This is a genomic window from Maritimibacter sp. HL-12, assembly GCF_900177545.1.
In the GTDB taxonomy this organism is placed as follows: Bacteria; Pseudomonadota; Alphaproteobacteria; order Rhodobacterales; family Rhodobacteraceae; genus Sinisalibacter.
Window position 1 is genome coordinate 3,030,239 of record NZ_FXBQ01000001.1, and the last position, 12,472, is coordinate 3,042,710.

The following is a 12,472-nucleotide window of genomic DNA, read 5'->3' on the forward strand; positions in this document are numbered from 1 at the left end:
GGGGGCGAAATCCGCGGCGGATTTCGGAGCGGAAAACGTACGTTTTCCGGCCCGTTTTCCGTATCGGAAAACGGGCCCTCTCAGGCGTCGCGCGCCGCAGCGGCGAGGAGGGCCAGCGCGTGGGCGGTGGCCGCGGCGCGCACCCGGGCGCGGCCGAGCGCGCCGAAGTCCACCGTTTCGGTCCGGCTGCCCGCCGTCGTGGCCAGCCCGAAACACACGCGCCCCTCGGGCTTGCGCTCCGACCCTCCGGGGCCCGCGATCCCGGTGACGGAAACCGCGATATCCACCGGCGCGCGGGCCAGAAGCCCCTCGGCCATCTCGCGCGCCACCGCCTCCGACACCGCGCCGTGATCCTGGAGCGTGGCTTCCGACACGCCCAGGAGCGCCACCTTGGCGGCGTTGGAATAGGTGATCACGCCGCGCTCGAACACGTCCGACGAACCGGCGATATCGGTGAGCGCGGCGCCGATCATCCCGCCGGTGCAGCTTTCGGCGCTGGCGAGCCGCAGCCCCTTGTCGCGGCACAGATCGAGCAGGGCGGCGGCGTCGGTCATGCCATCAGCCAGAGGTGCGAAAGCGCCGCCAGTGCCACGGTAAGCACGCCCGCGACGATCCCCGCCAGCACGTCGTCGAGCATCACGCCCATGGCGTCGCCGCGCCGGTCGGCCCAGCCGATCGGGCCGGGTTTCCAGACGTCGAAGGCGCGGAACAGGAAGAAGGCGGCGATCCAGCCCGGATAGAGCGCGCCGATCTCGATATTCATCATCGCCGCACCGAACGAGACCGGCAACATCGCCAGCCACATGCCCACGACCTCGTCGATCACCACTTCGGAGGGATCTTCGCGGCCGCTTTCGGCGACCACGGCGGGGGTGGCCCAAAGCCCGGCCACGAAGGCCGCGAGCGTGGCAAGGCCAAGCAGAACCGGCCCGCCGAACGGGTGGGCGATACTGCCGAGCACATGCAGCGCCCAGACGAAGGGCAGGGCGGCGAGCGAGCCCCAGGTGCCGGAGGCCGGGCGCAGGTAGCCGACGTAGAGAAAGGTGGCGAGGATCCGTTTCATGCCCGCACCAGCGTCGCCACGGCTTGCGCGGCGATCCCTTCTTCGCGGCCGGTGAAGCCGAGGCGTTCCGAGGTGGTGGCCTTGACGCTCACCCGGTCGGTATCGACCGCCATGATCCGCGCCAGTTCCGCCCGCATCGCCCCGGCGTGTGGGCCGATCTTCGGGCGTTCGCAGATCAGGGTAACGTCGACGTTGCCGATCTCGAAGCCGTTTTCGCGCGCCAGCCCCACCGCATGGGCGAGGAAAACGTGGCTCTCGGTCCCCTTCCACTGCGGATCGGAGGGCGGGAAGTGCTGGCCGATATCGCCCATCGCGAGCGCGCCATAGATCGCATCGGTGAGCGCGTGCATGCCCACGTCGGCATCGGAATGGCCCTTGAGTTTCTGGTCATGCGGCACCGCGACGCCGCACAGAATGCAGGCCTCGCCCGCCTCGAAGGCGTGCACGTCGAAGCCTTGCCCGATCCTGATATCCATCGCCGCTCCCATCAATTGCTCGGCCCGGGCAAAATCGTCGGGCCCGGTGATTTTCAGGTTTGCCTCCTCGCCCGCGACGATGGCGACGTCAAGCCCGGCCGCGCGGGCCACTTCCACGTCGTCGGCGGCCCCGCCCGGGTGCTTCCGGTGGGCATCAAGTATGGCAGTGAAACGAAAGCCCTGCGGCGTTTGCGCGCGGTAGAGCGCGGCACGGTCCTGCGTGCCCGCAACCTTGCCCCCGGCCCCGCGCCAGAGCGCATCGGTGACGGCGAGCGCCGGGGCGGCACCTGCGCTTTCCACCAGCGCCGCGATCACCCGGTCGATCACTTCGGCGCTCACCAGCGGGCGGGCAACATCGTGGATCAGAACGATATCGGGCGGGTCGCCCGCGAGCGCCTCCAGCCCGGCGCGCACGCTGGCGTCGCGGGTCGCGCCGCCGGTGGCGATGATCACCTCGTCGAAGCCCTCGGCCTGGCCGAGATCGTCGGGATGCAGCACCAGCACCACCCGGTCCACGCGGGGATGGGTGGTGAAGGCGGCCACGCTCCAGTCGGCCACCCGGCGGCCGTTGAGGCTGCGCCACTGCTTGGGCACGTCTCCACCCGCCCTGGTGCCGCGTCCGGCGGCGACGATGATGCTCGCGATATCCATGGGCACTGTTTATGCCCTGCCGATTTCAAGGACAATGGCCCCGCGTCAGGGGTGGTAGTTGATTAATTATTGTGCAGAGGCGAAATAACGCCCATGGAATGAGCGCGGGATTTTGCGGCCCCGTCGCACCGCCGCTATATGACAGGCATCTGCTCAAGGATTAGGCACATGGCCGTGAGGCTTGGCGATATCACCCTCGACCCCCCGGTTTTCCTCGCGCCGATGGCGGGGATCACCGACCTGCCGTTCCGCAACCTCGTGCAGAGCTTCGGTGCCGGGCTCGTGGTGAGCGAGATGGTGGCGAGCCAGGAGATGGTGCAGGCCAAGCCCGGGGTGCGCGAGCGCGCCGAGCTCGGCTTCGGCCTCGCCGGAACCGCGGTGCAACTGGCAGGGCGCGATCCCTGGTGGATCGGGGAGGCGGCGCGGATGGTCGAGGCGAACGGCGCGGCGATCATCGACATCAACATGGGCTGCCCGGCCAAGAAGGTGGTCGGCGGGCTGTCCGGCTCGGCGCTGATGAAAACGCCCGAACACGCGTTGAGGCTGATCGAGGCGGTGGTAGGCGCCGTGTCCGTGCCGGTAACGCTGAAAACCCGGCTGGGCTGGGACGATGACATGCTCAACGCCCCCGAGATCGCCCGGCAAGCCGAGGCGGCGGGGGTGGCGATGATCACGATCCACGGCCGCACCCGCTGCCAGTTCTACAAGGGCCGGGCCGACTGGGCGGCGATCGCCGCGACGAAACAGGCGGTGGCGATCCCGGTGATCGCCAACGGCGATATCGGCTCGGTCGCAGATGCCCGGCAGGCGCTCGCGCAATCGGGGGCCGACGGCGTGATGGTGGGCCGCGCAAGCGGCGGCAAGCCCTGGCTCATCGCCGAGATCGGCGCGGCGCTCGCGGGCAGGCCAGGACCGCAGGTGCCCGAAGGCGCTGCGCTGGTGGAGATGGTGGCGGGGCACTACGACGCCTCGCTGGCCTTCTACGGCCGCGATCTCGGCAAGCGGGTGATCCGCAAGCATCTTGGCTGGTACATGGACGAGGCCGGCACGCCCGCGCCTTTGCGCCGCGAGGTGCTGGCCTCGCCCGACCCCGACCGGGTGCGCGACCTGCTCGCCGACGCGCTCGCGCCGCGGCAGGAGGCCGCCTGATGGAAAACGATGCGCTCTGGACCGCGTTGCCGGTGCCTGCGATCCTGATCGGCCCGGATGACGCGATCCGCGAGGTCAACCCGGCGGGAGAATTGTTCCTCAACGCCTCGACGAAATCGCTGCTCGGCAAGCCGGTGCTCGACCGTCTCGCCATCGACGCCGATATCGACGACGCCTTCGAGCGCGTCCGCCGCGACCAGGGGCCGCTCTTCATCAACAACGTCGATGTCGGCGCGGGCCATGCCCCGCCGGTGGAATGCAACGTCCAGATTGCCCCGGTGCAGGGCGGCGAGAACGTGCTGATCCTGCTGCACCCGCGAAACCTCGCGGTGCGTCTCGGCAAGTCGATGGGGGTGAAATCGGCGGCGCGCTCGGCGATCGGCATGGCCGAAATGCTGGCGCACGAGATCAAGAACCCGCTGGCGGGGATCACCGGCGCGGCGCAGTTGCTGTCGATGGGGCTCAGCGGCGACGACCTGGAACTGACTGACCTGATCGTGGTCGAGAGCCGCCGGATCGTCGCGTTGCTCGACCAGGTCGAGCAATTCGGCAACCTGCGCCCGCCCGAGCGCAAGGTGGTCAATATCCACGACCTGCTCGACCGGGCACAGAAATCGGCGGAAGTGGGCTTTGCCGCGAAGATGCGGCTGGTGGAGGATTACGACCCCTCGCTGCCGCCCACCTTCGTCGATCCCGACCAGTTCATGCAGGTCTTCCTGAACCTGCTCAAGAACGCCGCCGAGGCCGCCGGTGGCGGCGGCGGCACGATCCGCATTCACACCTTCTACGACCACGCGCTGAGGCTGCGCCGCCCCGATGGCAGCGGGGCGGGCCTGCCGCTTCAGGTGGAAATCTGCGACGACGGTCCGGGCTTGCCGCCCGAGATCGCGGGCCAGGTGTTCGAGCCCTTCGTTTCGGGCCGCGAGAACGGCACCGGGCTCGGCCTCGCGCTCGTCTCCAAGATCATCTCGGACCATGACGGCTGGATTTCCGTCGACAGCGTGCCGGGCAGGACGCGGTTTCGGATCTCGCTGCCGGTCGCCCCGAAAGATGCCCCGAAGGACAAGGAGTAACCCCCGATGGATGGCACCGTTCTCGTTGCCGACGACGACCGCACGATCCGCACCGTGCTGACCCAGGCGCTCACCCGCGCCGGCTGCCGGGTGCATGCCACCTCGTCGCTCGTCACCCTCAAGCGCTGGGTCGAGGAGGGGCGCGGCGACCTGGTGATCTCCGACGTGGTGATGCCCGACGGCAACGGGCTCGACGCGCTGCCCGAGATCGCCCATATGCGGCCCGATCTGCCGGTGATCGTGATCTCGGCGCAGAACACCATCATGACCGCGATCCAGGCCGCCGAGAAGGAGGCCTTCGACTACCTGCCGAAGCCCTTCGACCTGCCCGACCTGATGAAGCGCGCGGCCCGGGCGCTGGAACAGAAGCGCCGGATGCCGCCGCCGAAACGAACCGACGGTGCCGAGGCCGAGGGCCGGGGCGACGATCTGCCGCTGGTCGGGCGCACCCCGGCGATGCAGGCGCTCTACCGGCTGGTGGCGCGGGTGATGAACACCGAACTGCCGGTGCTGATCACCGGCGAGAGCGGCACCGGCAAGAGCCTGATCGCGCGCGCGCTGCATGATTTCTCCGATCGCCGCGCCTTGCCCTTCGTGGTCGCCACGCCCGACGACCTGGTGCCGATGGAAGGACCGGCGAAGCTGCTGGCCAAGGTCGGCCAGGGCACGCTCCTGTTCGACGAGATCGGCGATCTCGACGCCGACGCGCAGGCCCGCATCACCCGGATGCTCGACAGTCTCACCGACCACGCCCCGCGCATTCTTGCCACATCGCAGGGCGATCTCGCCCGGCGGCTGAAGTCGGGCGCGTTCCGGCAGGATCTGTATTACCGGCTTGGCGGCGTCACCATTCCGGTGCCGTCCTTGCGCGAGCGGATCGAGGATATCCCGGCGCTGGCCGAGCACTTCCTCGCCCGTGCCGAGCGCGAGGGGATGACGCCGCGCCGGCTTGCGCCCGCCGCGGCGGATGTTTTGCGGGCCTATCCATGGCCGGGCAACGTGCGCCAGCTCGAAAACACCATCCAGCGGCTGATGGTCACCGGTGCCGAAGCCGAGATTTCGCGCGCCGAGGTCGAGGCGACGCTGGGGGCGCCCACGGGCGGGCCGATGGTGACGCTGGACGAGGCCGAAAACCTCTCGGTGTCGGTTGCGCGCCACCTCAAGCGCTATTTCGATCTGCACGGCGGGTCGCTGCCGCCACCCGGCGTCTACCAGCGTGTCTTGCGCGAAATCGAGGTGCCGCTGATCGAGATTGCGCTGGATGCCACCGGCGGCAACCAGGCCCGATGTGCCGATCTGCTCGGGATCAACCGAAATACCCTGCGAAAGAAGATCACCGAGCTTGGAATCGAGGTGACACGCCGCCGCAAGTTGATGTAAAAGAGCCACAGTCGTGGCACAAGCGCCGCATCGCGGCAGGCGGGCCAATCGCGGTGGTCTTGGGGGAAACGTGGCGCAAAGCGAATCGCAGCGGTGGACGTGGGACCGCCTCGCGCGGCTGAGGCGGATGCGTCAGGTCCGCGCCGTTGTCACCTTCGGCGTGGTCGTGCTCGGCCCCTTGCTGGCGGTGCTCACCTACCTTGTGCTCGGCCCGCTCGATCAGGACGTGGAATCGAATGCCCTGCGCCTCGTGCTGCTGGCGGATTTCGTCTACGTGCTGATCGTGGCCGCGCTGGTGCTGATCGGGCTGGTGCGCATGGTGGGCGCGCGGCGGGCACGGTCGGCGGGATCGCGGCTGCACCTGCGCCTCACCGGGGCTTTCGCCCTGCTGGCGCTGTTGCCGACGGTGCTGGTCGCGGTCTTCGCGGTGCTCACCGTGAACGTCGGTCTCGAAGGCTGGTTCTCCGACCGGGTGAGCCGGGTGGTGGGCAATTCGCTCGCAGCAGCGCAGGCCTATGAAGAAGAACACCGCGTCGGGCTCGAACAGGACGCCGAAGCGGTCGCCGCCTTCCTCGACCTGGCCAAGCAGTCCAACGTCTTCATTTCCGACGCGCAACTCAGGCAGGCGCTGGCGCAGGCGCAGGGGCGCATCCAGCGCGGGCTGCGCGAGGCCTATATCATCGACAGTGACGGCGAGATCAGGTTGCGCGGCGATCGCTCCTACCTGTTCGACTTCGAGCGCCCGCCGGAAGAGGCGATCGAGACCGCGCTCCTGGATGAAACCGTCATCATCGAGGATTGGGACAACAACGAGTTCCGTGCCTTGGTGAAGCTCAACGCCTACGGCGACCACTTCCTCTATGTCTCGCGCGACGTCGACGGCGAGATCCTCAACCTGCTTGATGAGACCCGCGAAACCGTGCGTTTCTACCAGCAGCTTGAAAGCCAGCGCGGGCAGGTTCTGTTCGAGTTCGGGCTGATCTACCTCGGCTTCGCCGCGATCCTGATCCTTGCCGCGACATGGCTGGGGATGTGGTTCGCCGAACGCCTTGCGCGGCCGGTGGGTCGGCTTGCCTCGGCCGCAGAGCGGGTCGGGGCGGGCGATCTCGACGTGCAGGTGATCGAGGAGGAAACCGGCGACGAGATCGAGCAGCTATCGGGGTTGTTTAACCGGATGACCCGCCAGCTCAAGGGCCAGCGCGACCGACTGCTGGAAAACACCGATCAGATCGAGCGCCGTCGGCGTTTGTTCGACTCGGTGCTCGCCTCGGTCACGGCGGGGGTGATCGGGCTCGATGCCGATGGCCGGATCACCTTTCTCAACCGCGCCGCGCAGGTGATGATGGGGCTTGAGCCGGGCGAGCCGGAGCATACCGATCTTGGCCTCGTGGTGCCCGAGTTCGCGCCGCTGCTCGACCGGCTCACCGAAAGTGGCGGCGAGCGGGTTCAGGCCGAACTGGGGCTGAGCCGCATGGGGCGGCAGGAGCGCCTGCTCGTGCGCATGGCCCCACGGTTTTCCGACACCGGCGCGATCGAGGGCTACGTGATCGCCTTCGACGACGTGACCGACCTTGTCACCGCGCAGCGGATGGCAGCCTGGGGCGACGTGGCGCGGCGGATCGCGCACGAAATCAAGAACCCGCTCACCCCGATCCAGCTTTCGGCCGAACGCATCAAGCGCAAGTTCACCCGCAAGATGGACGAGGCCGATGCCGAAGACCTCGAAAACCTCACCGGCGTGATCGTGCGCCAGACCGAGGATCTGCGCCGGATCGTCGACGAGTTCTCCAAATTCGCCCGGATGCCCGAGCCCGACCGCAAGCCCGCCGACCTCAATGCGCTGGTGCGCAGCGCGGTGACGCTGCAGCAGGCCGGGCAGGAGGGCGTGACCATAGAGGCCGATCTGCCGCCGGGCGAGATGCTTGCCGAGCTGGATGAAACCATGATCGGCCAAGCGCTCACAAACCTGATCAAGAACGCTGGCGAAGCGATTGAAAGCCTTCAGGAAAAGGGCCAAGCGCCAACAGGGCATAAACCCGAGATCCGGGTTCGTCTGACGCTCGAGGCAGACGAGGACGACTGCGCCGGGGTGATCGAGATTTCCGACAACGGCATCGGCCTGCCGGACGACCGCGCGCGGCTTTTCGAGCCTTACGTGACCACACGCGACAAGGGCACCGGGTTGGGGCTGGCGATCGTGAAGAAGATCATCGAGGAGCACGGCGGCAGCCTTCAGCTTCTCGATGCCGAGATGTTCGGCGGCACCGACCGGCCCGGCGCGCGCGCCGTGGTCCGCCTGCCGGTGCGGCCGCTGGAGGTGGCAGCGCAGGACGCGGCCGAGTGACGTAGCGAGAAAGACGGGAAACGGGGAACCAGATGGCAGATATCCTGATTGTCGATGACGAGCGCGACATCCGCGAGCTGATCTCGGATATCCTCGAAGACGAGGGCTATACAACCCGTCTCGCGGGCACCTCCGACGAGGCGGTTGCGCAGGTGAAGAAGGAACTGCCCGCGCTGATGATCCTCGATATCTGGCTCAAGGATTCGGCCATGGACGGGATCGACATCCTCAAGATGGTCAAGCGCGAGCACCCGCAGGTGCCAGTGGTGATCATCTCCGGCCACGGCAATATCGAGATCGCGGTGGCCGCGATCAAGCAGGGGGCCTACGACTTCATCGAAAAGCCCTTCAACATCGACCAGCTCATGGTCGTGATCGCCCGCGCGATGGAAACCTCGCGGCTCAGGCGCGAGAACGTCGAGTTGAGGCGCAAGGATCAGGGGCCGGTGGAGATGATCGGCACCTCCGCCGCGTTCAAGACGCTGCGCTCCAATCTCGAAAAGGTCATGCGCTCGAATGGCCGTGTGATGCTCACCGGGCCCGCGGGCTCGGGCAAGGAGCTTGCGGCGCGGATCATCCACGGCGGCAGCGACCGCGCGGACGGGCCTTTCGTGGTGGTCAATTCCGCCGCTGTCGAACCTGACCGGATGGAGCAGGTCCTGTTCGGCCGCGAGGGGGCCGAGCGCGGCATCGAGCCGGGATTGCTGGAGGAGGCCCACGGCGGCGTGCTCTACTTCGATGAAGTCGCCGACATGCCGCTGGGCACCCAGTCGAAGATCCTGCGGGTGCTGGTGGAGCAAAGCTTCACCCGGGTTGGCGGGGCCGACCGGGTCAACGTCGACGTGCGGGTGATCTCCTCGACCACGCGCGACCTCACCGCCGCGATCGCCGCTCGGCAATTCCGTGAAGAACTCTACCACCGGCTCAACGTGGTGCCGATCCATGTGCCGCCGCTGGCCGACCGCCGGGAGGATATTCCCGAGCTCGCCGCGCATTTCATCCGCCTGTTCAACGCCACCCAGGGCCTGCCGCTGCGCGCGCTGTCGGACGAGGCGCGCGCGATGCTGCAAAGCATGCACTGGCCGGGCAACGTGCGTCAGCTCAAGAACGTGATCGAACGGGTGCTGATCCTCGGTGACGGCGCAGGCGAGATCGTGGCGGCAGAGCTTGTCGAGGTCGATGCCGGCGGCGACGGCGGCGAGGGCGGTTCGGTGGTCCTGCCCGCGGCGCTGGCGACGCTGCCCCTGCGCGAGGCGCGCGAAGCCTTCGAGCGCGAATACCTGCTGACCCAGATCAACCGGTTCGGCGGCAATATCAGCCGCACCGCAAGTTTCGTCGGCATGGAGCGCTCGGCGCTGCACCGCAAGCTGAAGTCGCTCGGCGTGGTCACCGGCACCAAGTCGGGCGCACGGGTGGCCTGGGTGGCGGAGGGCGACGAGGGGTAGGGGCCGGGGCCTAGCTCGCGAGGCCGAGGGCTTCGTCCGTTGGGCTGGTGTCATACTTGTCGCGTGGCGGCCAGGGCCTCTTGCTCCAGTGCGGATCGAAGACGAAGCTCGATCTCTTGCGTCCCGCCACGAGCGCGCCATTGCCGGCACCCAGGGCGTAGTCGTAGTAGAGCTTGACGATTTCTTCCTCGCAGACCTGATCGGCGGCGGGCTCGGCCATGCAGGCATCGCGCCACCTGCGGACCCGCGTGAAAGCGTCGTCGTCGGGCAGGGCAAAGCCTTCATAATAGTCGAGAAACCAGAACCGCTGGAATATCGGCGTGAACACCGCCTCGGCCAACCTGAACCGCTCGAACAGGAAAGGGCCGTCGGGGCTGTGGTCGCACAGGAATTCGTCGATTTCGCGGTAAAGCCGCAGCAGCTTTTCCCGGTGCGCCTCGCGCGCCTCGCGATCCTGGTTCATCACGAACAAATAGCCCGCCATGGTAAAGGGCCCTTCCTTCGCCACCAGCATCGATTCCACCGCGTGTTCGGCCGGATCGGTCCGGCGCAGCGGGCCGCCGGGCAAGCTTTCGTCGAGATAGCGCAGGATGACGAGGCTTTCCTTCAGCACGCCGCCGCCCGGGTCAACAATCACCGGCAGCGCCGTGGTGCCGCGGGTCAGGGCAAGCAGGTCGGGGTCGCGCGGCCGGGTGATGTCGACAACGCGGAATTCCACCGCGTCCGGTATCCCGCGCAGTGCCAGCAGGATCTCCAGCCGTTGCGAGAACGGGCAGACGGGAATGTGATAAACGATCGGGCGCGATGCCATCGGGGCTCCTCCTCTCCGGGTGCGACCAAGGGCGGCCGAAGCCGCCCCGCGCGCGCAGGGTAAGGTGCCAGGGCATCCCTGACAACGCGCGCGACCGCTCGCGCCGGGGCTGTCAGGGCCTGGGCGTCAGCCCTGCCGGCGCCCGAGCTTGCCGAACTCGCTGTCGAGCAGCGCGCGCAGCTTCTTCGCCCCGCCGCGCAGGGCCGCTTCGACGTTGGCATCGGCATGGGTGACCGTCTGCGGCTGCATTCCCTCCGGGCGCGCCTCGATGGTGCAGATGATGTCATCCGCGCCGCCCTTGCCCGCGTTGGCATCGGCAAGGTGCACCTCGATCCGGGTCAAATGGCTGGCGAGATGCCCAAGCCCGGCGGATACGAGGGTTTCAGCGATTTCGGCCAAGCGGTCATCGCCCTGGATATGTGCGTCGGAGTTGAGTTGGAATTGCATGTCGGTCCTTGTGGGTTCGAGAAGTTGCCCTGATCCCTGTTACATGGTCGGCGGCCGGGATGACGCCAAGGGCGCGACACGATATTTCCCGCGTATGGCGGCACCGCGCCGCAGCATCGCCCCTCGACCGCCGGCGCGCCCCTCGCATTTGGCAACTGGCATCAACCTGCCGCGCAACCGCGCCACGTTGACCAATCCGGCCCTTTCTGCCAATCCTGCCCCGGTGGCATTCAGGAGACAGCCATGAAGGTCATCATCTGTGGGGCCGGTCAGGTCGGCTGGCAGATCGCGCGCCATCTGGCGAGCGAGAAAAACGACGTGACGGTGGTCGACAACAACCCCGATCTCGTTGCCCGCGCGACCGAAACGCTTGACGTTCAGGGCGTCACCGGCTTTGCCTCCTATCCCGACATCCTCGCCCGCGCCGGTGCGCGCGATGCCGACATGCTGGTGGCCGCCACCCACTCCGACGAGGTCAACATGGTCACCTGCCAGGTGGCGCATTCGATCTTCGCGGTGCCGCGCAAGATCGCCCGGCTGCGCGCCCAGAGCTATCTCGACGCGATCTATTCCGATCTCTACCGACAGGAACACCTGCCGATCGACGTGGTGATCAGCCCCGAGCGCGAGGTGGCCGACGCCGCGCTGCGCCGCCTCACCGCGCCCTCCGCCTTCGATGTCGAAACCTTCTTCGAAGGCCGCGCCACCTTGCTGGGCCTGCAGATCGAAGACGATTGCCCGGTGGTCAACACGCCCTTGCGCCAACTCACCGACCTGTTCTCGACCCTCAAGGCGCTTGTGGTCGGCGTGCGGCGCGACGGCACGCTGTTCGTGCCCGAGGCCTCCGACCAGCTTTTCCCCGGCGATCAGGTCTATGTCTGCTCCGAAACCGATGACGTGAACCGCACGCTGGAAATCTTCGGCAAGGAGATCAAGCGACAGGACCGCGTCGTGATCATCGGCGGCGGCAATGTCGGCCTGGCCGTGGCCGAGGCCCTGGAGGCGCGCCGGACCGGCACCCGGGCCAAGGTGATCGAGCTCGACCGCGGCGTGGCCGAGCGGGCCGCCGACGCGCTCGAACGCACGGTGGTGCTGCACGGCAACGGCATGGATATCGAGTTGCTCAAGGAGGCCGGCATCACCCGCGCCGACGCGGTGCTCGCGGTCACCGATGACGACAAGGTCAACATGCTCGCCGCAGTGCGCGCCAAGGCCGCCGGCTGCCCGATGGCGATCTGCCTGATCAACGACACCTCGCTGATCCCCTTGATGGAGCCGTTGCAGATCGACGCCCATATCAACCCGCGCGCCACCACCGTGAGCTCGATCCTGCGCCACATTCGGCACGGACGCGTGCGCAACGTCTACTCCGTGGGCGATGCCGAGGCGGAGGTGATCGAGGCGCAGGTTCTCTCGACCTCGCCGATCTCGGGGCACGAGATCCGCGACATCGAATTTCCCGAAGGCGTGCTGGTGGGGGCGGTGCTGAAAAAGGACAAGGTCGTGCGGCCCACCGGCGGGACCAGGATCGAGGAGGGCGACGTCGTGGTGATCTTCGCCATGGCTGCGGATGTGCCCGAGGTCGAGCGCCTGCTCCAGGTCTCGATCGACTTCTTCTGACCGCGGCCCGGAC

General features: G+C 67.7%; 11 protein-coding genes. 6 read left to right on the plus strand and 5 right to left on the minus strand.

The window, feature by feature from the left end:
• Positions 1 to 80: 80 nt before the first annotated feature.
• Genes B9Y97_RS15000 through B9Y97_RS15010 form a run of 3 tightly spaced genes read right to left on the minus strand, consistent with a single transcriptional unit; the run spans position 81 to position 2,190 of the window.
• Positions 81 to 554 carry a CinA family protein gene (locus B9Y97_RS15000; protein WP_085527505.1) on the minus strand — a complete coding sequence of 158 codons (474 nt, stop codon included), beginning with the start codon at positions 552 to 554 and terminating at the stop codon, positions 81 to 83.
• Positions 551 to 1,063, minus strand: coding sequence for a phosphatidylglycerophosphatase A family protein (locus B9Y97_RS15005; protein ID WP_085527506.1), 513 nt, complete (start codon positions 1,061 to 1,063; stop codon positions 551 to 553). Before B9Y97_RS15005 ends, B9Y97_RS15000 begins: the two co-directional genes overlap by 4 nt.
• Positions 1,060 to 2,190, minus strand: a complete 1,131-nt coding sequence (locus tag B9Y97_RS15010; RefSeq protein WP_085527507.1) for a bifunctional 2-C-methyl-D-erythritol 4-phosphate cytidylyltransferase/2-C-methyl-D-erythritol 2,4-cyclodiphosphate synthase — start codon at positions 2,188 to 2,190, stop codon at positions 1,060 to 1,062. Before B9Y97_RS15010 ends, B9Y97_RS15005 begins: the two co-directional genes overlap by 4 nt.
• 168 nt (positions 2,191 to 2,358) lie before the next feature.
• Here B9Y97_RS15010 and dusB point away from each other — a divergent pair, with 168 nt between their 5' ends.
• The 5 genes from dusB (at position 2,359) to B9Y97_RS15035 (ending at position 9,581) form a co-directional block, all read left to right on the plus strand.
• Positions 2,359 to 3,339: a tRNA dihydrouridine synthase DusB gene (dusB, locus tag B9Y97_RS15015; RefSeq protein WP_085527508.1), complete on the plus strand. Its 981-nt coding sequence runs from the start codon at positions 2,359 to 2,361 to the stop codon at positions 3,337 to 3,339.
• Positions 3,339 to 4,412, plus strand: coding sequence for a two-component system sensor histidine kinase NtrB (locus B9Y97_RS15020; RefSeq protein WP_085527509.1), 1,074 nt, complete (start codon positions 3,339 to 3,341; stop codon positions 4,410 to 4,412). Before dusB ends, B9Y97_RS15020 begins: the two co-directional genes overlap by 1 nt.
• A 6-nt stretch (positions 4,413 to 4,418) precedes the next feature.
• Complete coding sequence (locus tag B9Y97_RS15025) at positions 4,419 to 5,792, plus strand: response regulator (RefSeq protein ID WP_085527510.1); 1,374 nt, start codon at positions 4,419 to 4,421, stop codon at positions 5,790 to 5,792.
• A gap of 127 nt (positions 5,793 to 5,919) precedes the next feature.
• On the plus strand, positions 5,920 to 8,136 hold the full coding sequence (locus B9Y97_RS15030) for a sensor histidine kinase NtrY-like (protein ID WP_085528291.1): 2,217 nt from the start codon (positions 5,920 to 5,922) through the stop codon (positions 8,134 to 8,136).
• 32 nt (positions 8,137 to 8,168) lie between these two features.
• Positions 8,169 to 9,581: a nitrogen assimilation response regulator NtrX gene (locus B9Y97_RS15035; RefSeq protein ID WP_085527511.1), complete on the plus strand. Its 1,413-nt coding sequence runs from the start codon at positions 8,169 to 8,171 to the stop codon at positions 9,579 to 9,581.
• 10 nt (positions 9,582 to 9,591) lie between these two features.
• Here the strand turns inward: B9Y97_RS15035 and B9Y97_RS15040 are convergent, their stop codons facing one another.
• Positions 9,592 to 10,392, minus strand: coding sequence for a glutathione S-transferase family protein (locus tag B9Y97_RS15040; RefSeq protein ID WP_085527512.1), 801 nt, complete (start codon positions 10,390 to 10,392; stop codon positions 9,592 to 9,594).
• Positions 10,393 to 10,518: 126 nt separating this feature from the next.
• On the minus strand, positions 10,519 to 10,839 hold the full coding sequence (locus B9Y97_RS15045) for a hypothetical protein (RefSeq protein ID WP_085527513.1): 321 nt from the start codon (positions 10,837 to 10,839) through the stop codon (positions 10,519 to 10,521).
• A 243-nt stretch (positions 10,840 to 11,082) separates the two neighbouring features.
• On the opposite strand from B9Y97_RS15045, the gene trkA reads away from it, so the two are divergent.
• The gene (gene trkA, locus B9Y97_RS15050; RefSeq protein WP_085527514.1) at positions 11,083 to 12,459 is read left to right on the plus strand and encodes a Trk system potassium transporter TrkA; all 1,377 of its coding nucleotides are present in this window, start codon (positions 11,083 to 11,085) and stop codon (positions 12,457 to 12,459) included.
• The last annotated feature ends 13 nt before the right edge of the window (positions 12,460 to 12,472 follow it).

What these genes read in the sequence shown, in the direction of transcription:
- B9Y97_RS15000 (WP_085527505.1), bottom strand. Translation starts at nt 554, where the DNA reads ATGACCGACGCCGCCGCCCTGCTCGATCTGTGCCGCGACAAGGGGCTG.
- B9Y97_RS15005 (WP_085527506.1), bottom strand. Translation starts at nt 1,063, where the DNA reads ATGAAACGGATCCTCGCCACCTTTCTCTACGTCGGCTACCTGCGCCCG.
- B9Y97_RS15010 (WP_085527507.1), bottom strand. Translation starts at nt 2,190, where the DNA reads ATGGATATCGCGAGCATCATCGTCGCCGCCGGACGCGGCACCAGGGCG.
- dusB (WP_085527508.1), top strand. Translation starts at nt 2,359, where the DNA reads ATGGCCGTGAGGCTTGGCGATATCACCCTCGACCCCCCGGTTTTCCTC.
- B9Y97_RS15020 (WP_085527509.1), top strand. Translation starts at nt 3,339, where the DNA reads ATGGAAAACGATGCGCTCTGGACCGCGTTGCCGGTGCCTGCGATCCTG.
- B9Y97_RS15025 (WP_085527510.1), top strand. Translation starts at nt 4,419, where the DNA reads ATGGATGGCACCGTTCTCGTTGCCGACGACGACCGCACGATCCGCACC.
- B9Y97_RS15030 (WP_085528291.1), top strand. Translation starts at nt 5,920, where the DNA reads ATGCGTCAGGTCCGCGCCGTTGTCACCTTCGGCGTGGTCGTGCTCGGC.
- B9Y97_RS15035 (WP_085527511.1), top strand. Translation starts at nt 8,169, where the DNA reads ATGGCAGATATCCTGATTGTCGATGACGAGCGCGACATCCGCGAGCTG.
- B9Y97_RS15040 (WP_085527512.1), bottom strand. Translation starts at nt 10,392, where the DNA reads ATGGCATCGCGCCCGATCGTTTATCACATTCCCGTCTGCCCGTTCTCG.
- B9Y97_RS15045 (WP_085527513.1), bottom strand. Translation starts at nt 10,839, where the DNA reads ATGCAATTCCAACTCAACTCCGACGCACATATCCAGGGCGATGACCGC.
- trkA (WP_085527514.1), top strand. Translation starts at nt 11,083, where the DNA reads ATGAAGGTCATCATCTGTGGGGCCGGTCAGGTCGGCTGGCAGATCGCG.